The organism is Pleomorphomonas sp. PLEO, assembly GCF_041320595.1.
Lineage (GTDB): Bacteria > Pseudomonadota > Alphaproteobacteria > Rhizobiales > Pleomorphomonadaceae > Pleomorphomonas.
Genome location: NZ_CP166625.1, coordinates 3,400,537 through 3,419,739, shown reverse-complemented (window position 1 = coordinate 3,419,739; position 19,203 = coordinate 3,400,537). Strand labels below are relative to the sequence as shown.

At 62.6% G+C, this 19,203-nt stretch carries 22 protein-coding genes and 1 riboswitch; of the genes, 12 read left to right on the top strand and 10 right to left on the bottom strand.

Annotation, left to right across the window (positions count from 1 at the left end; translation table 11 throughout):
• Nucleotides 1–6 precede the first annotated feature (6 nt).
• On the bottom strand, nt 7–1,029 hold the full coding sequence (locus tag AB6N07_RS15880) for an asparaginase (RefSeq protein ID WP_370674050.1): 1,023 nt from the start codon (nt 1,027–1,029) through the stop codon (nt 7–9).
• Between the two features lie 5 nt (nt 1,030–1,034).
• A complete protein-coding gene (locus tag AB6N07_RS15875) occupies nt 1,035–2,201 on the bottom strand; it encodes an aminotransferase (RefSeq protein WP_370674049.1) in 1,167 nt (388 codons plus the stop codon).
• 153 nt (nt 2,202–2,354) lie between these two features.
• Nucleotides 2,355–2,457: riboswitch (TPP riboswitch) on the top strand.
• A 49-nt stretch (nt 2,458–2,506) separates the two neighbouring features.
• On the opposite strand from AB6N07_RS15875, the gene AB6N07_RS15870 reads away from it, so the two are divergent.
• Genes AB6N07_RS15870 through AB6N07_RS15860 form a run of 3 tightly spaced genes read left to right on the top strand, consistent with a single transcriptional unit; the run spans nt 2,507 to nt 5,641 of the window.
• Nucleotides 2,507–2,839, top strand: coding sequence for an NIPSNAP family protein (locus tag AB6N07_RS15870; protein WP_370674048.1), 333 nt, complete (start codon nt 2,507–2,509; stop codon nt 2,837–2,839).
• Nucleotides 2,836–4,632 carry a TRAP transporter large permease subunit gene (locus AB6N07_RS15865; RefSeq protein WP_370674047.1) on the top strand — a complete coding sequence of 599 codons (1,797 nt, stop codon included), beginning with the start codon at nt 2,836–2,838 and terminating at the stop codon, nt 4,630–4,632. The genes AB6N07_RS15870 and AB6N07_RS15865 overlap by 4 nt, the downstream gene beginning before the upstream one ends.
• Before the next feature lie 22 nt (nt 4,633–4,654).
• The gene (locus AB6N07_RS15860) at nt 4,655–5,641 is read left to right on the top strand and encodes a TRAP transporter substrate-binding protein (RefSeq protein ID WP_370674046.1); all 987 of its coding nucleotides are present in this window, start codon (nt 4,655–4,657) and stop codon (nt 5,639–5,641) included.
• Between the two features lie 65 nt (nt 5,642–5,706).
• On the opposite strand, the gene AB6N07_RS15855 is transcribed toward AB6N07_RS15860, so the two are convergent.
• Both AB6N07_RS15855 and secG read right to left on the bottom strand, forming a co-directional pair.
• A complete protein-coding gene (locus tag AB6N07_RS15855) occupies nt 5,707–7,335 on the bottom strand; it encodes a CTP synthase (protein ID WP_370674045.1) in 1,629 nt (542 codons plus the stop codon).
• A gap of 196 nt (nt 7,336–7,531) precedes the next feature.
• Nucleotides 7,532–8,062, bottom strand: coding sequence for a preprotein translocase subunit SecG (gene secG, locus AB6N07_RS15850; RefSeq protein WP_370674044.1), 531 nt, complete (start codon nt 8,060–8,062; stop codon nt 7,532–7,534).
• Between the two features lie 186 nt (nt 8,063–8,248).
• Here secG and AB6N07_RS15845 point away from each other — a divergent pair, with 186 nt between their 5' ends.
• Nucleotides 8,249–8,797 carry a GNAT family N-acetyltransferase gene (locus AB6N07_RS15845; RefSeq protein WP_370674043.1) on the top strand — a complete coding sequence of 183 codons (549 nt, stop codon included), beginning with the start codon at nt 8,249–8,251 and terminating at the stop codon, nt 8,795–8,797.
• A gap of 3 nt (nt 8,798–8,800) precedes the next feature.
• On the opposite strand, the gene AB6N07_RS15840 is transcribed toward AB6N07_RS15845, so the two are convergent.
• The 3 genes from AB6N07_RS15840 to AB6N07_RS15830 are packed head-to-tail and all read right to left on the bottom strand — an operon-like array spanning nt 8,801 to nt 11,209.
• Nucleotides 8,801–9,571 carry an ATP12 family chaperone protein gene (locus tag AB6N07_RS15840; RefSeq protein ID WP_370674042.1) on the bottom strand — a complete coding sequence of 257 codons (771 nt, stop codon included), beginning with the start codon at nt 9,569–9,571 and terminating at the stop codon, nt 8,801–8,803.
• A gap of 4 nt (nt 9,572–9,575) precedes the next feature.
• Nucleotides 9,576–10,253 carry an HAD-IA family hydrolase gene (locus AB6N07_RS15835; RefSeq protein ID WP_370674041.1) on the bottom strand — a complete coding sequence of 226 codons (678 nt, stop codon included), beginning with the start codon at nt 10,251–10,253 and terminating at the stop codon, nt 9,576–9,578.
• A gap of 20 nt (nt 10,254–10,273) precedes the next feature.
• On the bottom strand, nt 10,274–11,209 hold the full coding sequence (locus AB6N07_RS15830; RefSeq protein WP_370674040.1) for a glycine--tRNA ligase subunit alpha: 936 nt from the start codon (nt 11,207–11,209) through the stop codon (nt 10,274–10,276).
• A 183-nt stretch (nt 11,210–11,392) separates the two neighbouring features.
• Here AB6N07_RS15830 and AB6N07_RS15825 point away from each other — a divergent pair, with 183 nt between their 5' ends.
• Nucleotides 11,393–11,695: a hypothetical protein gene (locus AB6N07_RS15825; RefSeq protein WP_370674039.1), complete on the top strand. Its 303-nt coding sequence runs from the start codon at nt 11,393–11,395 to the stop codon at nt 11,693–11,695.
• An 84-nt stretch (nt 11,696–11,779) separates the two neighbouring features.
• Here AB6N07_RS15825 and AB6N07_RS15820 read toward each other — a convergent pair whose 3' ends face one another.
• Together AB6N07_RS15820 and AB6N07_RS15815 are read right to left on the bottom strand one after the other, a co-directional pair.
• Nucleotides 11,780–11,959, bottom strand: coding sequence for a hypothetical protein (locus AB6N07_RS15820; RefSeq protein ID WP_370674038.1), 180 nt, complete (start codon nt 11,957–11,959; stop codon nt 11,780–11,782).
• A gap of 77 nt (nt 11,960–12,036) precedes the next feature.
• Nucleotides 12,037–12,894, bottom strand: coding sequence for a S49 family peptidase (locus AB6N07_RS15815; RefSeq protein WP_370674037.1), 858 nt, complete (start codon nt 12,892–12,894; stop codon nt 12,037–12,039).
• A gap of 191 nt (nt 12,895–13,085) precedes the next feature.
• Between AB6N07_RS15815 and AB6N07_RS15810 the strand changes: the two genes are divergently transcribed.
• The 4 genes from AB6N07_RS15810 to AB6N07_RS15795 all read left to right on the top strand — a co-directional run bounded on the left by AB6N07_RS15810 (nt 13,086) and on the right by AB6N07_RS15795 (nt 15,906).
• Complete coding sequence (locus tag AB6N07_RS15810) at nt 13,086–13,247, top strand: hypothetical protein (RefSeq protein WP_370674036.1); 162 nt, start codon at nt 13,086–13,088, stop codon at nt 13,245–13,247.
• 369 nt (nt 13,248–13,616) lie between these two features.
• Entirely contained in the window at nt 13,617–14,648 is a 1,032-nt protein-coding gene (locus AB6N07_RS15805; protein WP_370674035.1) for an acyltransferase family protein, read from the top strand.
• A 29-nt stretch (nt 14,649–14,677) separates the two neighbouring features.
• Nucleotides 14,678–15,325, top strand: a complete 648-nt coding sequence (locus AB6N07_RS15800) for an SGNH/GDSL hydrolase family protein (protein WP_370674034.1) — start codon at nt 14,678–14,680, stop codon at nt 15,323–15,325.
• A 32-nt stretch (nt 15,326–15,357) separates the two neighbouring features.
• Nucleotides 15,358–15,906 carry a flavin reductase family protein gene (locus AB6N07_RS15795; RefSeq protein WP_370674033.1) on the top strand — a complete coding sequence of 183 codons (549 nt, stop codon included), beginning with the start codon at nt 15,358–15,360 and terminating at the stop codon, nt 15,904–15,906.
• On the opposite strand, the gene AB6N07_RS15790 is transcribed toward AB6N07_RS15795, so the two are convergent.
• The gene (locus AB6N07_RS15790; protein ID WP_370674032.1) at nt 15,814–16,476 is read right to left on the bottom strand and encodes a bifunctional transcriptional activator/DNA repair enzyme AdaA; all 663 of its coding nucleotides are present in this window, start codon (nt 16,474–16,476) and stop codon (nt 15,814–15,816) included. The two genes, AB6N07_RS15795 and AB6N07_RS15790, sit on opposite strands and share 93 nt — an antisense overlap.
• 128 nt (nt 16,477–16,604) lie before the next feature.
• Between AB6N07_RS15790 and AB6N07_RS15785 the strand changes: the two genes are divergently transcribed.
• The 3 genes from AB6N07_RS15785 to AB6N07_RS15775 all read left to right on the top strand — a co-directional run bounded on the left by AB6N07_RS15785 (nt 16,605) and on the right by AB6N07_RS15775 (nt 19,203).
• On the top strand, nt 16,605–17,510 hold the full coding sequence (locus AB6N07_RS15785) for a DMT family transporter (protein WP_370678254.1): 906 nt from the start codon (nt 16,605–16,607) through the stop codon (nt 17,508–17,510).
• A gap of 7 nt (nt 17,511–17,517) precedes the next feature.
• The gene (locus AB6N07_RS15780; RefSeq protein ID WP_370674031.1) at nt 17,518–18,027 is read left to right on the top strand and encodes a methylated-DNA--[protein]-cysteine S-methyltransferase; all 510 of its coding nucleotides are present in this window, start codon (nt 17,518–17,520) and stop codon (nt 18,025–18,027) included.
• 138 nt (nt 18,028–18,165) lie between these two features.
• Nucleotides 18,166–19,203 (top strand): endonuclease/exonuclease/phosphatase family protein, encoded by a 1,038-nt coding sequence (locus tag AB6N07_RS15775; protein WP_370674030.1) that lies wholly within the window; start codon nt 18,166–18,168, stop codon nt 19,201–19,203.

Below are 19,203 nucleotides of genomic sequence, written 5' to 3'. Positions count from 1 at the left end.
CGCCGCTCAGCCTGTAACGCCAGCAAGCGCTTCGGTCACGCGAATTTCGCCGACCGCGTCGCCAGCCCAAGTCTTGACCGGGGGATTGGCGAGATCCTGCATCTCAGCATAACCCGGATCGTCGGGGGTGAGTTTCAAGAGATCGATGAGAATTCGAGCCGTCACCGCCTCCGACGCTCGCCCGGCGCCATCGTCGATCTTGATGGCAACCCCGAGGCCGAGCTCCTTGATCGCTGCGATAAAAACACCTTCGGCTCCGGTCTTGACCAGGACGCGGCTACCAAGGGCCGTCATAGCCCGGGTACAGAAGCGCCCGGTACCGGCGACCATGAAAGGTTCGGCGGCGGCGGCAAGCCTCAGCCGCTCGGCGGCGCGAGAGCGCGTCGCCGTGAGGCCGACACCGGTCACGAAACGGGCGAAACCGTGGGCGAGCGCCCGGGGCGCAACGGCGAAAGTCGGGATCGAACAACCGTCTATGCCACAGATATCGGTGGCGTGCGGCGTTCCGGTCATCGAGGCTCCAGCGGCGATCACCTCACGCATCACCGGATGTTCTGCCCGCTCGTAGCCGCGCGGGTCGGTACCGGTCACGACGCAGGTGCAGAGAAAGCCGGAGTGCTTGCCCGAACAGTTGTTGTGAATGCGGCCGGGTTTTTCCCCGCGGCGATACAATTCGCCCTGATCGTCATGACGCGCCGGCCAGTGGGGACCACAGGCAAGGCACCCTTCGTCGAGCCCGGCAGCGGCGAGCATGGCTCGGGCGGTCTCGACATGCCGGGGCTCGGCGTTATGCGATGCCATGGAAAGGGCCAGCTCCGCGTCGCCGAAGCCGAACCGATCGGCCGCGCCGCTTTCAACGAACGAAAGCGCCTGAAACGGCTTCACTGCAGAACGGGGAAAACTCGGCCGTTCGATGTCGCCGGCACCGAACACCAGGCGGCCGTCACCATCGACGATCGCCACCGAACCGCAGTGAAAGCTTTCGACGATGGGGCCACGCGTCACCTCGACCAGAACTGGATTTTCCATCGAAATCATCGTCCCTGTTTGTCGATCCAGGCGGCGAGACGGGCTACGGCCTCGTCCAGCACCTCGTCGCGCTTGGAAAAGCAGAAGCGGATAAAGCGCTTCGGCGGGGCGGAAACATAGAAGGCCGAAACCGGCACGGCTGCGACACCCGCCTCTCGCGTCATCGTGAGGCAGGCTTTGGCGTCGTCATCGATACCGAGCGGTCCGGTGTCGGTCACAATGAAATAGGTGCCGGCCGACGGCAACACCGAAAAGCCCAGCGCCGAAAGGCCGGTCGAGAGGCGGTCTCGCTTGGCCTGCAAGCCGGAGATGAACCCATCGAAATAGTCGTCTCCGAAACAAAGCCCATGTGCCACCGCTGTCTGCAGCGCCGGCGGCGTCGTGAAGGTGACGAACTGATGCGCCTTGGCGATTGGCTCCATCAGGGCCGGTGCCGCAGTGACATAGCCCACCTTCCAGCCGGTCAGCGAGAAGGTCTTGCCGGCCGAGCCGATGCGGACGACGCGATCGCGCATGCCGGGAAGCTGCATTGGCGACACATGGCGACGACCATCGAACACCAGATGCTCGTAGACCTCGTCGGAAATCACCACGGCGTCGTGCTTCTGGCAGAGGCCGGCGATCAGTTCCAGTTCTTGCCGCGAGAACACCTTGCCCGCCGGATTCATCGGGGTGTTGATCAGGATCGCCTTGGTGCGGTCGGAAAAGGCGGCTGCCAGTTCGTCGGCATCGAGCTCCCAATTCGGAGGAGCGATGCGAACCGGCTTTGGGATGCCGCCAGCCTGCAGGACGATCGGCAGGTAGCTGTCATAGAGCGGCTCGATCAGCACCACCTCGTCGCCAGGACGGACGAGGCCGAGAATGGCATCGGCAAGCGCTTCGGTCGCGCCGGACGTCACCATCACCTCGTTGGCCCAGTCGATATCGAGACCATAGAAGCGCTTGTTGATGGCGGCGACCGCCTGCCGCAGGGCCGGCAGGCCCATCATCGGCGGGTATTGGTTGGGTCCCGCGAGAAAGGCCTCGGCGGCGACGCGGCGCACCTCTTCGGGACCATCGACATCGGGGAAGCCCTGTCCGAGGTTGATGGCGCCGGTCTCGCGCGCAAGACCCGACATAACCTCGAAGATGGTGGTCGGAAGGCCGGTAAAGATGGGATTGGTGAGTTTCATCTCAAGATCATTCGCTGCAAACCCGGCGACCCTAGTGGAGCCTCGCCAGCCCCACAAGCGGTTTGCCGTTCAGCGTCCCGCCCGGCGCATGGCTTGCCACTGCGGATCGAGGTCTTTGCCTATGGCGTGACTGAGCTCATCCGGCTAAGCTCATGGCATCTCACGGGGTGCCCCATCCGGGGCTGAGAGGAGTTTCTCCAACCCGACGAACCTGATCCGGGTCATGCCGGCGGAGGGATAGAGCCATGCAGACATCAGCCTGAAGCGTTCCGCCGCCCGCAATTTCCAATGACGGCAGAACGATCATGATTCTCGACGAACGCACCTACACCATCGAGCCGGCGCATGTCGGCACCTATCTCAATCTCTATGTCGACGAAGGCATGGCGATCCAGACGGGCCACCTCGGCACGCTGATCGGCTGGTTCACGCAGGATATCGGCGCCGTCAATGACGTCGTGCATATCTGGCAGTATGAAGACCTTGCCGACCGCGAGCGACGGCGTGCCGGCATGGAAGCCGACCCAGCCTGGCAGGCCTTTCGCGCTAAGGCGGCGCCCTTTGTGCGGGCGATGCGGAGCCGCATCCTGAATCCCACCTGGTTCTCACCACTCGGTGGCAATGGGGTGCGGCCATGAGGCGATTTGCTGCGCGCTTGTCTTCAATAATCGACCGCCTGCTCGCCAGCCTATTGGCGGCTATCCTGGCGGCGCTGCTCGTTCTGGTGTTCGGCGCCACGCTGCTGCGCTATGTCTTTTCAACCGGCTTCGTCGCGACCGAGGATCTCGGCATCCTTCTGCACACGGCGCTGGTCTTCCTCGGACTGCCGCTTTGCGCCAGCGGCCCACTCGCCATGCGCATCGACGTTGTAACTCGCCAACTCGGCCCGAGGGGCCGCGCAGTCGCCGATATCCTGTCCGATTCCGTCACGCTGGCCGCGGCACTGGTCTTGATGCTCGGCGCCGCCAAGGTGGCCACGCTGATCGGCGGCATATCGCCAACCCTGGACACGCCGGAAAGCTGGCGCTTCTGGCCGGTGGCCATCGGTGGCGCTTTGGCGGCGGCACATCTGATCCTCGGCTCCCTCGCCAGTGGCCGATCCTGGGCGAGCAGCCTCGCCGTCATTGCGGGCGGCGCCGGCCTCGCGACCCTGCCTCATCTTCCCGTCTTGCAGCCGGTCGGCTTGCCGAGCCTCGTTGCCTGCGCCGCTGTCTGTCTCGCCCTCGCGGCGGAAGCCCCCTTCGTCCACGCGCTGATCGTCGGACTTGCTGTTGCCATCCCCTTCGGCGCCCGTCTACCAGAAGCCGCCATCGTACAGCAGACGGTTTCCGGCATGGGCAAGTTCCTGCTCCTCGCCATTCCCTTCTTCCTGCTGGCCGGCATGCTGATGAACGCCGGCGGCCTCGCCCATCGTCTCGTCAGCTTCGCCTCGGCGCTGGTCGGTCATCGACGTGGCGGCATGGCGCAGGCGACACTCGTCACCAATCTGTTGTTTTCCGGCGTCTCCGGCTCGTCGATCGCCGATGCAGCTTTTGGTGCCAAGGTGTTGGCGCCGGCCCTTATTGCGGATGGCGTCAAACCGGAAAAGGCGGCCGCCATCGTCGCTGCCACGGCGGTGCTACCCAACATCATCCCGCCATCAATCGCCTTCCTGCTGCTTGCTTCGGCCACCAATCTGTCGGTGGGAGCCTTGTTTGAAGGTGGTTTGGTGGCTGGCCTGATCCTGGCGGCGGCCATGGCGGCAATGTTGCATTTTTCCGCCGACACACCGAGCCGTCCGTCTGCCGATCGGATCGAGCGCATTGCCGCCTTCGTCGCCGCGGTACCGGTGTTCGGTCTGGCATTGGTGGTCTTCTTCGGCATCCGCCTTGGTATCGCCACGCCCACCGAGGCCGCTGCCGTCGCCTCGGTCTATGCGCTCATCGCTGCGCTGGCCGTGCCGGGCGGCCGCAAGGCGACCCTAGCCGCCTTTCTCCAGGCAGGGCGAGAGACGGCGGCGATCGGCCTCCTCGTCGCCTCGTCGGCGCCGCTGGTTTTCCTGCTGGCCGTCGACGGTCTGCCGCAGGCGCTGGCCGGTTGGGTAACGGTGTTGGGCAGCAATCCCCTGGCCGTCATGCTCGTTGCCAATCTTATCCTGCTCGCCGTCGGTGGGCCGCTCGACGTCGGCCCCGGAATCCTGCTGTTCGCGCCGCTGCTCATGCCATCGATCGTCGCCGCGGGCATCGACCCGGTGGCCTTCGGTGTCATCCTCACGGTCAACCTGATGATCGGTGGTCTGACACCGCCGGTCGGTGTGTTGGTATTCGTCGCCGCCGGCATCACCGGACTTTCTTCAAGCGCCGTCTTCCGCGCCGTACTGCCGCTCACCCTCACCCTCATCGCCGCCATGTCATTGATGGCGCTTGCCGCCGCCCTCTGGGCGTTTCCATGACCTCGAACTTCGGAGGAACTGCATGCCTATCCTGACCCGCCGCGCCTTTGCCGCCGGCCTTTCCGCCCTAGCCCTCCCTGCCGTCATCCGGCCGGCTCGCGCCGCGTCGCGACCGCTGACCGTCGCCTCGTTGCTCGGCGACGATAAGCCGGAGACAAAGATTTGGCTGAAGGTGCGCGACCTTGTGGAAACAAAGCTACCCGGCCGCTTCGATTTCCGTATCGTCGGCAACGCCGCGCTCGGTGGTGAAAAAGAGGTGGCCGAGGGTATCCGCCTTGATTCCATCCAGGCCAGCCTGTCCACTCTATCGTCCCTGTCGGCCTGGGTGCCGGAGACACAGCTCTTCGATCTGCCCTTCGTCTTTCGCGATCGCGATCACGTCCGCCGTGCCACCTCTGGTCCGATCGGCTACGAGTTCAAGGGGAAACTGACCGACCAAGGGTTCGTCACACTCGGCTTCATCAATTATGGGGCTCGCCACCTTCTGGCCAAGGAAGCGGTGACCACACCCGGGGGTGTTGCCGGAAAGCGCATCCGCGTCATCCAGAGCCCGCTGCACGTCGAACTTTGGAAGGCCTATGGCGCGCTTCCGACCCCGATCCCTATCACCGAGACCTACAACGCGCTGAAGACCGGCGTCGTCGACATGATGGATCTCACCAAGTCGGCCTATGCCGGTTTCCGTCTCTACGAAGTGGTGCCCTATCTCATCGAAACCGCCCATATCTGGGCCACCGGTGCCGTCTATCTGTCAGCCGGATTCTGGAATGGTCTCAACGATGAGGAGAAAGCGGTGTTCACGGCGGCAATCGCCGAGGCATCGACCTATTTCGACGCGCTGATGCAGGCCGATGAAGCAACGTCGATGGAAACTGCGAAAGCGGCCGGCGGCCAGATGATCGCACCAGAAAACCGCGATGCCTGGGTGAAGGGCGCTGAGGGCGTTTGGGCAATCCTGGCGCCAAAGGTCGGTGGCATGGAGAAGATCAAGGCGCTGACGGCGCTCTAACATCGCACCAAAAAGCCGGCACGCCTCGCGGCGGCCGGCTTCCAGAACTCAAATGACGCCCGACCTCAGACCAGCCGGCCCTGTTCGACCGCCGCCGCGATGAAGCTCGCAAACAGCGGGTGCGGCTCGAACGGACGGCTCTTCAGCTCGGGATGATACTGCACACCGATGAACCAGGGATGGCCGGGGATCTCCACTGTCTCCGGCAGCACGCCATCCGGCGACATACCGGCAAACGACAGGCCGCAGGCCTCCAGCCGATCACGATAGTCGATGTTCACTTCATAGCGGTGACGATGACGCTCGTGAATGATCTCCGAGCCGTAGATCTCGGCGATCTTGGATCCCTTGGCGAGATGCGCCTCGTAGGAGCCGAGGCGCAGCGTACCGCCCATATCGCCGCCGGCCCGGCGCTTCTCCAGCGCATTGCCCTTCAGCCACTCGGTCATCAGGCCGACCACCGGTTCCTCGGTCGGGCCGAACTCCGACGACGAGGCTCCGGTCACACCGGCCAGCGCCCGAGCCGCTTCGATCACGGCCATCTGCATGCCGAAGCAGATGCCGAAATAGGGCACGTTGTGCTGGCGCGCAAAGCGGGCCGCGAGAATCTTGCCCTCCGAGCCGCGCTCGCCGAATCCACCCGGCACCAAGATGCCGTGCACATGGTCGAGATAGGGGGTGGGATCCTCCTTCTCGAACACTTCGCTCTCAATCCATTCGATCTTGACGCGAACATTGTTGGCGATGCCGCCATGCATCAGCGCCTCGATCAGCGACTTGTAGGCATCCTTCAGCACCGTGTACTTGCCGACGACGGCGATGTTGACCTCGCCCTCGGGGTTCTTGACGCGATTGACGATACCCTGCCAGCGATCAAGCTTGGGGGCTGGCGCCGCCTCGATACCGAACGCGGCCAGCACTTCGTCGTCAAAGCCTTCCTTGTGGTAGGCCAGCGGCACTTCGTAAATGTTGCCGACGTCGAGCCCAGGGATGACCGCCGACTGGCGAACGTTGCAGAACAGCGACAGCTTCTTGCGCTCGCCCTCGGGAATCGGCCGGTCGCAGCGGACCAGCAGGATGTCCGGCTGAATGCCGATGGAGCGCAGCTCCTTCACCGAGTGCTGTGTCGGCTTGGTCTTCAGCTCGCCCGCCGAGGGAATGTAGGGCATCAGCGTCAGGTGGATGTAGACGCAATGCCGGCGCGGCAGCTCGTTGCCAAGCTGACGGATCGCCTCAAGGAAAGGCATCGCCTCGATGTCACCCACGGTGCCGCCGATCTCGCACAGCACGAAGTCATAGTCTTCGTTACCGTCGAGAATGAACGCCTTGATCGCGTCGGTGACGTGCGGAATCACCTGCACAGTACCGCCGAGATAATCGCCATGCCGTTCGCGGGCGATGATCTCCTGATAGATGCGGCCGGTGGTGATGTTGTCCTGCTTGTTGGCCGGGCGCCCGGTGAAGCGCTCGTAATGGCCAAGGTCGAGATCGGTCTCCGCGCCGTCGTCGGTCACGAAGACTTCGCCATGCTGATACGGAGACATCGTCCCCGGATCGACGTTCAGATAGGGGTCGAGCTTACGGAGACGAACCTTGTAGCCACGCGCCTGCAGAAGAGACGCAAGAGCCGCTGCCGCGAGCCCCTTGCCCAAGGACGAAACCACGCCGCCAGTAATGAAGATGTACCGCGCCATGGGCCTTCAACCTATCTTTTCGCGGACCCGTTGGGGAGTGGTCCGACTGGTTTATCCAAAACAAAACGAAAAGGCCGGCCCGGAAGGCGTTAACCCTCCGGTCGACTGATCGCTTCAAGCTATTGTCCTGTCTCACGAAAACGGCCGCGGAAGCCCGCGACCGTCCATATCCGCTTTCTACCGGACGGGGTCGTCCTTAGGGTGTCTGTGCGGGCGTAGCCGGGGCGACTGGGGCCGGCGCAGACGTTGTCGGGGCCGAATCAGTCGCCGGAGCGGCCGGAGTTTGCGCTGCCGGAGCAGCCGGTGTCGCGGCTGCGGGAGCCTGAGTCGTCGGCGCGGCCGGAACCTCCACCGCGGGAGCGACCGGCACGTTACCCGACTGGGCGGCTGGTTTGCTCATCTGGTTGAGCTGGTCGAGAACACCACCCTTGCCTGAGCCGATGGGCTGATCGGCCGTCGGTGAGGACGGTGCCGTCCGCACCTTGTCGAGGATCGAATCGTGCGCGCCGGTAAAGCGCGGCAAAACCGACAGACCGATCGAGGTCACGAAGAAAATCCCCGCGAGGATGGCGGTGGTGCGGGTCAGTACGTTGGCGGTGCCGCGGCTGGTCATGAAGCCACCGCCGCCACCAATACCAAGCGCACCGCCTTCGGAGCGCTGCAGAAGCACGACGCCCACCAGGGCTGCGACCACCATCAGGTGGATGACGAGAAGAACGGTTTGCATGTAACCCCAAAACTTTCAACGGGCGCCCGACCGGGGCGCGCCAAAGGGCACACCGACCGCCTATGCGGTCCGAGTCCGCGGCGTTGTACACGAAGGGCGGTAGCCTTTCCACCTTTCTATGGCGTTTATTTTGGGAAGCGAACGCCTTATCACAAGCCTCCCATCAAAGAGAGGAGCCCCAAGACCATGATACTCGCAACTCCGCGCCTTGTGCTCGCTCCCTGGACGGAGCAGGACCTCGCCCCATTCGCCGCGCTCAACGCCGACCCGGAGGTCATGCGCTATTTCCCGAAGACCCTGACGACCGACGAAAGCAACACCCTTGTCGATCGGCTCCGAGGCACGTGGTCGGAGCACGGCTACGGCTTTTCCGCCGTGCGGCGGCGAGAGGACGACGCTTTCATCGGCATGGTTGGCATTCAGAAAGTGCTCAACCCCGCCTACCCCTTCGCGCCGGCAGTCGAGGTGGGCTGGCGGCTCGACAAGGCATTCTGGCAGCGCGGATATGCCAGCGAAGCGGCGCGCGCCGCCCTGGCTCATGGTTTCGATGTCCTCGAACTCACCGAAATCGTCGCCTTCACGGCGGTTTCCAACCTGCCATCGCGCGCGGTGATGCAGAGCCTTGGAATGGTACGCGATCCGGCCGACGACTTCCTGCATCCATTATTGCCGGAAGACCACCCGCTCAGACCGCATGTGCTTTACCGGTTGAAGCGAGAGAATTTCCAACGCTGACCGTCACTCGAGAAGAAGCAGAGCCGCCGCGTCGAAATCGGCTCGCCGAAAATCGCGGCGTTGACGCGCTTCGCTGTCGACGCCCCAAAGCTCGGCGTTCCAATCCTCGTCGACATGGGCAGCGAGCCAGACGTCGTCTGGCGACAAGCGCTTCTCCATAAGGGCGAGTGCCAGGAACACCGAACCGGTTAGCGTTGTGACCAGCTCGGTGGCGGCGAGGCGGATGGCGTCGTCAGGCAGGGTGGAATGAACCGCGGCGAAAAGCCGCGGCGGCTGAGGTACCGCCACCACGCCCACCGTTGCGATCGGGCGTGTACCGAACCGCTCCCGGACCCAGTCGAGCACCGGCTCCCAGGCGGATCGCTGGCGTTCGTCAAGGCGTTGCGGCTCGCCTGCGCGATAACAGGTCAGGTCCGAGCCGGCATAAGCGGCGACTTCATCTTTCACCGCCTCGATCTCGCGCGATACGCCGTCGATGGCCGAGTTGACGAGTCGGGTGAGCGGCATGGTCATCGGATCGATGAACTTGCCCTGCCCGGCCCATTCGGCCTCCAGGGCGCAGGCCGCCCGTAGCGGGCCGACGGCAAGCAGATTGCGCCCCGGCGTGCGAACCGGCTTGCCGTCGAGCAGCACGCGATAAAGGCCGTCGATCGGCTCAACCGATACCGCTTGGTAGAAGCGCTTCGGCAGCACGCGCTGCACGTTGGCGCGGGCCCGTTCGGTTGCCAGAACTGGATCGAAGGACGCGGCAAGTTCGTCGAAGAGATCGGCCATCGGTTTACGCCTTCCCGCCAAGCAGCTCCATCGCCAATACCGGCACCTCGGTAAAGCCGTCGGCGAGCACTTGGGCACCGGCCTGTATGAGTTCGTCGCGGCTATTGTAGCCCCAGGTGACGCCAAGGGCGAAGGCGCCTGCCGCGCGGGCCATCAGCATGTCAAAGCCGGTATCGCCGATCACCACCGTGCGAGACACATCGCCGCCGAGAGCGGCCACTGCGTCGACCACCATGAAGGGGTGCGGCTTTGATGGTCCGTCATCGGCGGTGCGAAGCACGGCGAACAGATTTGTCAGCCCGTGCGTCTCGAGGATGGCGTCAAGCCCACGCCGCGACTTGCCAGTGACGACGCCGAGCAACACGTCGTCCTGTGCCGCCAAGGCCTTCAAGGCGTCGAGCGTGCCGGGATAAAGCGGCGCCGTTTCGGCAAGGCGAAATTTCATCGCCTGATAGGTGTCGCGATAGGCCTCCACGACGAGGCCGACGGTGACCGCGTCAAGATCAGGATTGAGGCGGCTGACCGCCTCCGGCAGCGACAAGCCAATAATGGAAAGCACGCCGGCCGGGTCGGGCGGCACATGACCGAGCTTGACAAAGGCCTCCGTCATGGTGGCGACGATCATATGCTGGCTGTCGACCAGCGTGCCGTCGCAATCGAACAGAACGAGTTTTGGCGGCATTGGCCGGCTATCCGCCGCCGTCATGCCAACGCGCCGCCGCCGGCCGTCTTCAGCCACGCTTCGCCGCAGGCTTTGGCCAACTCGCGGACTCGCAGGATGTAGCTCTGCCGCTCCTGCACCGAGATGACGCCGCGCGCGTCGAGCAAGTTGAAGCGATGGCTGGCCTTGATGCACTGATCATAGGCCGGCAGCACGCACTTGTTGATGCCGTCCGTACCGGCCGCCGCGCCCTTCTCGAGCAACGCCTTGCACTCAGCTTCGGCGTCCTTGAAATGCTGCATCAGCATGTCGGTGTCGGCATATTCAAAGTTATGACGGGAGTATTCTTCCTCAGCCTGGTGGAAGACGTCGCCATAGGTGACCTTGTCCTCGCCCTCACGGCCGTTGAAATTAAGTTCGTAGCCGTTGTCCACGCCCTGAAGATACATGGCGAGGCGCTCGAGGCCATAGGTGAGCTCGCCCGACACGGGTGAGCATTCGATACCCGCCACCTGCTGGAAATAGGTGAACTGGCTCACTTCCATGCCGTCGCACCAGCATTCCCAACCAAGCCCCCAGGCGCCGAGGGTCGGGCTCTCCCAGTCGTCCTCGACGAACCGCACGTCGTGCAGCTTGAGGTCGATGCCGATCGCCTGAAGGCTTTCGAGATAGAGCGCCTGCAAGTTCTCCGGCGACGGCTTCAGGATCACCTGGAACTGGTAGTAGTGCTGGAATCGGTTGGGGTTTTCGCCATAGCGCCCGTCCTTGGGGCGACGAGATGGCTGCACGTAAGCCGCCTTCCATGCTTTCGGCCCCAGCGAGCGCAACGTCGTCGCCGGGTGGAAGGTACCGGCCCCCACTTCCATGTCGTAGGGTTGCAGGATGACGCAACCCTTCTCGGCCCAGAAGCGCTGCAGGGTCAGGATCAGCCCCTGAAAGGAGCGGCGGGGATCGTTGACGTCGGCGGGCTGGGTCATCTGGCGCTACCTGAAACGGCTGGAACCCCGGCGGGAGCCGGGCGGGATCGGGCGCGAAATTAGGTGCGCCCCCTCGCCCCGTCAACCGCAAAAAGCCTCGCACCCCGCCGCCCGAAAAATCGGCGGGCATCGTCCAAGAAAGGAAGCGTCATCCAATCGCGGGTGCCGCCACAGGATAGGACGATGACCTCCAGACGCCTTCGCTTCACCCTGGCTCTCGCCGCCACGTTGATCGTGGCCGCCCCAGCCTTCGCCGCCGAAAAGCGCCATCAGTTCCTGGAACCCATTCAGTCGGATCGCCAACAGGAAGAAGAAATAGAGGGTTCGGCCACTGGCGGCAAAATCTGCTATTGCCGCACTCTCCATGAGAAAGGCGCCACCGGCCAAATAACGTGGAGGGTGGCCTGCTCGGAACAGCCCGATCAAGGTGCGCGGAAGATCCGCGCCGACGATTGTGGGGCCATCCGCAACCTGTCACATCCCTGATCCAACAATGAAAAAGGCCGAAGCAATGTGCTTCGGCCTGGTTCAACAATGGCGAACAGATCCGCCAAAAAGAATACCCGATACTCAGCGGCGATCGCGATAGACACCGGTCACCGGATCGCGCTCCATGCGGATCTCGACACGTACCGGCTTGGCGTTGGCTTCATGGAGAATTTCGGCCACACGCATCATCTCGCGCTTCAGCACCTGCACGACGACGTAAACGCCTGCGCCGATGAGAGCATATCCAACCAGATGGGACATGGACCAATCTCCTTTGCTGACAAAACCATGAGACCACTGTCTTGGTTTCCTGGCAAGCGCAAATTCCTGTGATAGGTTCACAAACCGTAGCGAGAATACATACTACGTCGTTCGATTGTCGCAAGAATATTGTCGAAATCGACAAGGGTGGTGGCATCGACCGCGCTGCCAAACAGACGTCGGCGCAGGAAGCCGCTCCGTCCGGGTTCGAACAGGCGGATATCAACTTTGTCGCCGAAGCGGGCGGCAAGATCGTCATGCGCGGTGCCGATCCGATCGGCAAGGCCGAGCGCCACCGATCGCTCGCCGGCCCAGTAGAGCCCCGAAAACAGCTCTTCACCGCCGGTCAACCGAGCACCGCGTCGGTCTTTGACCAGTTCGATGAAGAAGGCATGGATGTCGCGCTGCAGCGTTTTGAGATGTTCGATGTCCTCGCCGTTCTCCGGCTGGAAGGGATCGAGAGTCACCTTGCGCGTGCCGGCCGTATAGACACGGCGATCGATACCGAGCCGGCCGATGGCCTTGTCGAGGCCGAAGCTGGCCGAAACCACGCCGATTGACCCGAGGATGGACGAGCGGTCAGCGACGATCTCGTCGGCCGCTGAGGCCAGCATGTAGCCACCCGACGCCGCTATATCCTCGACGTAGGCGATCACCGGCAGCTTTTTTTCCTCGGCAAGCTGGCGGATGCGGCGAAAGATGAGGTGAGATTGGACGGGCGAGCCACCGGGCGAGTTGATGGCAAGCGCCACAGCCTTCGCCCCACTCACCGAAAAGGCTTTCTTGAGCGCGCCATCGATAGACGACAGCGACAGCGACCCACGCCCTAGTGCGGCGGGCATGCCGATAGCCCCGGATAAGCGTACGAGCGGCACAACGGGAACGTCGCCGCGAAACCGTCGCGGCAGCCAGGACCTGAAATCGACCAAGGGCATGTTCCTTTGCGGAATTGTTCGTCGTCCTCGCATGTAGGAAGAAGCCTGCGAAGATTCAAATGGCGGCCAGGGGACCTGTTCGATGCAGGAAATCTGAATGCAGCCTTCAGAAGATACGATTTGTTCCTATTGGGCATCACACCTATATTGAGGATGTAAAAAGAGAGACAGAGAAAGAACGGAGAACAACGATGGACGCCATGATGTTCGCCATGCTGGGTGCCAACCACAAGCGCCACAGCCAGAGCACCGCCGAACGCGAGATCGCCGAGGCAATCGCCAACTACGAAGAGACTGCCGGCAGCCGGGCCAAGACCAAGAAGCGCGGTTTCCTGAAAGGCTTCGGCCTCTGATAGGCAGGCACCGATCGCCGGTACGACGCGAGCGCTCGATCCCAAGGGGGATGTCGGGCGCTTTGTCGTATTTAGGCGATGCTCGCAGTTTGCCACGGTCACCATTTCATCACTATTTTCCTGAATGACTGCCGCACTCCGGCCGCCAATCGCGCGACCGTTCGCTTCGAGCCAAAAAGGCTTCGGCCTCTGATAGGCAGGTACCGATCGCCGGTACGACGCGAGCGCTCGATCCCAAGGGGATGTCGGGCGCTTTGTCGTATTTAGGCGATGTTCGCAGTTTGCCACGGTCACCATTTCATCACTATTTTCCTGAATGACTGCCGCACTCCGGCCGCCAATCGCGCGACCGTTCGCTTCGAGCCAAATATGACGATCGAGAAAATGGTATCTTCATCGGTGCGCCATGGTGGCAGCGAGTTGCAACGCATCGACTATCTGGACGGCTGGCGGGGGCTGGCAATCCTTCTGGTGCTGCAAGGGCATTTCCTGATCATTCAGGGCTGGCACAGCGGGCGAATGGGCGTCGACGTGTTCTTTTGCCTGTCCGGCCTATTGATGAGCCGCCTTTTGTTTCAGCGTCGCGTGCCGCTTGCCACCTTCTATAAACGCCGCATTTCGCGCATCATTCCCGCCTTCTTCCTTTACCTCCTGATCGTCTTCGGCATCGCTGCGCTCATCGGCAAGGCGGCTCCGGCGTCGGAGGTGGTGCCGACGGTGCTGTTTCTTCGCTCCTACCTGCCGGCAGACTTTCATATGTTTGCGAGCGCCTACCCGATCGGCCACCTTTGGTCGCTGAACGTGGAGGAACACTCCTATATCTTCCTGTCGCTTCTCACCCTTCTCCCCTTCCTGCGCGGCCGAGAAGGCTGGGCGCTGATTGGCTTCGGTCTCCTGACCATCGCCATACACCTCAGCTATTTTACCTTCCCCTCGATCGCGCCGCCCATAGAATACTGGGTGCGCAGCGAAGTCGCGGCAACCAATCTTTTGCTTTCAGCCGGTTATTCTCTGCTCAGAGATCGAACCGCCCCTTACGTCCGCCCTTGGATGCCAGTGGCCGCCTTTGCCCTTGGGTCGGCGCTTTACGTCGGCTCGGTGTTTCCGTGGATGATGACCATGACGGTCGCGCCCTTCTTCCTGGCCTTCACCGTCAACCATCTGGCCGAGGCGCCGAGATGGGTGCGAACGGCGCTGTCCTGGAAGCCACTCAGGCTGCTCGGCATCGGTTCTTTCTCGATCTACCTCTGGCAACAGCCTTTTTATCAGTACAAGACATACCTGTTCGGCGACCTGCCGGCCCACGAACTGATTGGCCTCGTGCTATCGGTGGCGATCGGATTCCTGTCGTTCTACGCCTATGAAAACCGCGTCAGGAGTTGGCTGAACCGCGTGTGGTGAGGACCACCATTCAATCGGAGGAAGAAGACGTGAAGATTCATAAGGACAGCAAGCTGCTGTTCATCGGCGACTCGATCACCGACTGGAGCCGCGCCCGGCCGATCGGCGAAGCATTGTTTGACTCTCTCGGCACCGGCTATGTCGGCTTGGTCAACGCCTTTCTCAATGTGACGCACGCCGCCCACCGTATCCGCGTCGTCAACATGGGCGTCAGTGCCAATACCGTGCGCGATCTCGAAGCACGTTGGGCGACCGACGTCGAAGACCTGAAGCCGGATTGGCTGTCGATCATGATCGGTGTCAACGACGTCTGGCGGCAGTTCGACGCCCGCCTCCAGACCGAGAACCATGTGCTGATCGGTGAATTCGAGGCGACGCTGGAGCGCCTGATCGTTCGCACCAAGCCCCACCTCAAGGGGCTGGTCCTGATGGCGCCCTACTTCGTCGAGTTCAATCGCGAAGACCCGATGCGCAAAATGATCGACGACTACGGCACGGTGATGAAAAAGCTCGCCGAAAAGCACGGCGCCATCTTCGCCGACACGCAGGCCGCCTTTGACGAGATGATGGCCGAGATCCATCCTATGGGCATCGCCACCGACCGTGTCCACCCGACCTTGACCGGTCACATGATCATCGCCCGCGCCTTCCTGAAAGCGGTGGGATATCCGATCTGAGAGGCGGCAGGGCGAGGCAATCGGAGGCGATTATGGCACTCGAGGAACTTCCCCTCGCACGTGCATTCACGCTGTTGGAGCCAGGGCCAGTTGTTCTGGTAACAACCAACGACGGCCGGCGCGACAACGTGATGACCATCACCTGGACCATGGTGCTGGATTTCTCGCCGACCTTCGCCATCAAGACCGGCCCCTGGAACTATTCCTATGCGGCGCTCGCAAACAGCAAGGAATGCGTTCTCGCCATTCCCACGGTTGACCTGATCGACAAAGTCATCAGCATCGGCACCTGCTCAGGGCAGGACACTGATAAGTTCGATGCTCTCAATATCGCCCGCAAACCGGCTCGGAACGTGCGCGCTCCCCTGCTGCCCGAGTGCCTTGGCAACGTCGAATGCCGTGTCGTCGACATTCTCGATCCCCATGGCATCATCGTGCTCGAAGGGGTTACTGCGTGGATCGATCGTGAGCGCCAGGAGCGCCGGATGCTACACGCGGTCGGTGACGGCACCTTCGTCGTTGATGGTGAGACGGTCGATCGCCGGATCGCGATGCGTTCCAAGTTGCCGGATGGCGTTTAGGCCCCCTCGCCCGCGCCGCATCTCGCTCGGCGACCGTTTGTAAACCTCACTGAACACGGCGTTGAAGCGCCGGAGGCTGCCGAAGCCGGCCTGAAGCGCGACATCAGTCATGGGAAGATTGGTGTCTGTGATGAGGCGCTTGGCGCGCTGAACCCGCGCCGTCTTGGCCACTTCGGTCGGGCTGGCACCGAGATGTCGACGGAAAAGCCGCGTCAGGTGCCGGCCGCCGATACCGACGCGCTCTGCCAGTGCCTCCACATTGCCATCGCCGTCGAGCGCTCCCTCATCCTTGATCAGCCGCGCCGCCTTCTCGACAATGGCGAGTGTACCCTTCCACGCCGGACAGAAGGGCGCCGTCTCCGGTCGGCAGCGCAGGCAAGGCCGGTAGCCGGCGAGCTCGGCCGCGGTCGCACTCGGTAAGAACTCAATATTGCGTCGGAGCGGCTGCTTCACTGGGCAGACGCAGCGGCAATAGATGCCCGTTGTCCGTACGCAGATGAAAAAGGCGCCGTCATAGGCAGGATCACGCGCCGCCCAGGCCGTTTCGCAGAGGGTGATGTCGAGGCTCATAACAGGAATTGTACACGCACTCTGCGCAAGATCATCGAACAGAGTCCGATTCCGGCGAGCAGTCCATCATCGGTCAGGCAATTATTCGCTCAGTCAGCCAGGAGGCGTCTTTGACAAAAGCACCGCGGATGGGCCTCCTCGAATGGGGCCTTCTTGTTTTCCTCTCCGTCCTCTGGGGTGGCTCGTTCTTCTTCTCGAAGGTGGCGCTTGCCGAGCTGCCACCGTTCACCGTCGTGCTCGGCCGCGTGTCGATCGCCGCTCTCGCACTTTTCATCTACCTCCGGTCGACCGATCAGGTGATCCCAGTCAGTGGTAAAGTCTGGCGCGCCTTCTTCGGCATGGGGCTACTCAACAACCTCATCCCTTTCAGCCTGATCTTCTGGGGCCAGACGGCGCTCGCTTCGGGTCTTGCCTCCATTCTCAATGCCACGACGCCGATCTTTTCCATTCTGGTCGCCCATCTGCTGACCGCCGACGAGAAGATGACCCCACAGAAGATCACCGGTGTGCTGCTTGGCATCCTTGGCGTCTCTGTTCTGATGAGCGGCAGCGCCTTTGCCGGCAACGGTCCACCGGTTTGGGCGCTTCTTGCCTGCCTTGGCGCCGCCCTGTCCTATGGCTTTGCCGGCACGTTCGGGCGCAGGTTCCGTCGCATGGGCATCGCGCCGGCTATCGGCGCCTTCGGCCAGACCACGGCCTCTACCGCAATGATGCTGCCACTTGTCGCCCTCGTCGACGCCCCCTGGCAGCTCGCCATGCCCCACCTCGTTACCATCGGTGCGCTTCTTGCTCTGGCGCTGATCTCAACGGCGCTGGCCTATATCATCTACTTTCACCTCCTCTCCGTTGGTGGTGCCACCAACTCGTCGCTGGTGACCCTGCTGATCCCCGTATCGGCCATCCTGCTTGGAAACCTCGTGCTCGGCGAACGGCTGTCGATCAGCCATTTCCTGGGGATGGCCTTGATCGCCCTGGGTCTCCTGTCGATCGACGGTCGGATCTTCGCCATGCTCAGGCGAACTCCAGCCATGTGAGGCGCACATGTTCGACATCGTCTACACCTATCTTCAGGCCCCCATCGGTTCCCTGCTTCTGGCTGGCGACGGCGTGCGTCTGTCGAAAGTCGGCTTTCCCAACGGCAAGGGCCGCGTCGCCCCGCAGGATCACTGGCGGCGCGATGACGGCCAGTTTGTCGAGGCGCGCGCCCAGCTCTCGGCCTATTTCGCGGGCGAGCTTCGCGCTTTCGACATCGAGCTAATGCCGGTCGGTTCGCCCTTCCAGCTCGCTGTCTGGCAGGCGCTTACCGCTATTCCCTATGGCGCGACCATGTCCTATGGCGAGCTCGCCAGTCGCATCGGCCGCCCTTCGGCGAGCCGCGCCGTCGGCGCTGCCAATGGTGCCAATCCAATCCCGATCATTGTCCCCTGCCATCGGGTGATTGGCGCGTCTGGCGCTCTCACCGGCTTCGGTGGCGGTATCGACACAAAACGCTGGCTGCTGGCGCACGAGCAAGGTGGCGCGCCAGGCGCGCTTCAAGGCAGCCTGTTCTAAGCCAAAGCTGGTCATTCTGGCCCGCTCCTTGCTTTTGTTGCAGCTGGCAGGCAAGTTTAGCGTTGGCGTTCATAAGTTTGCCGCAGATTTTCTCGACGATCGAGGTCGGGCCGGTTCGCCCAGGCTTTGGGAGTTCACATGACGGCATTCGAAATGAGCGCGGCTTCGCCACGACGCAGTTTTACCGGCTCGGCTACGATTGCCATCGTCGGAGCGGTCGCGGCGGCAACGCTGGCACGGTTTAACGCCGATAGCTTCTATTACGGCGATCTCCTGACCTTCTTCCTGCCCACACTGTTCGAAGTCTCCCTCGCCGCCACACTCGTAGCGCTCGTTGGCCGCCATCGCCTCCTCGCGGCAATCGCCGTCGTTCTTACCGTACTCAATGGCCTGCCGCTCTTCATGCCGATCGATCGCGCCGCCGCGTCGGCCGGTGGGCGAGAGCTCCGCGTCGCCACGAGCAATGTGCTGGGCGGTCGCAGCGACTACGACGATCTCATCGCCTGGAGCACCAAGTCGGGCATCGACGTGCTTGGCCAACAGGAGGTGAGCGGCTACGTGCTGCGGCATTTCGATGCATTGCGGAACCATTTTCCTCAGACGCCGTCGGCCGAACTGCTCGGTCGCTATCCGGAGGTGATGGCTTGGTCGGGTTGGCGGATCCTCAAGGCAGAGCACATCAAAAACGTCTCTGTTATCCCTGGAGACGGATGGGGAGGCAACCCGCTCAGGCTGGAACTCGCCCCGCCCGATACGACGGATGCCGCATCGATTCCCGCCTCGAAGCCGATGGTAGTGGTCTACGTGCTGCACCCCACGACGCCTCGCAGTTTTGACCAGTGGGAAGGCCGCAACCTCTATCTCAACGTCGTGGCAAAATCGGTCGCCGCCGAGGCTCCGGGTACGCCTGTCGTTGTCTTGGGCGACTTCAACACGCCGACATGGTCGCCGTTCTTCCAATCGTTCCTGAAAAAGTCTGGGCTGGTCGACGCTGCCGGGACCGGTTGGCCGAGCACGACGCGCTTCTCAAGGCGGTGGTTCGCCAAGAACTTCTATTTCGGCTCGCCGGTCGACCACATCCTGGTATCTCGCAATATCGAAGTGAAACACTTCGAGGTTGGTCCCGATATCGGCTCCGATCACCTTCCGGTGCTCGCCGACCTGCGTCTCCCCTGA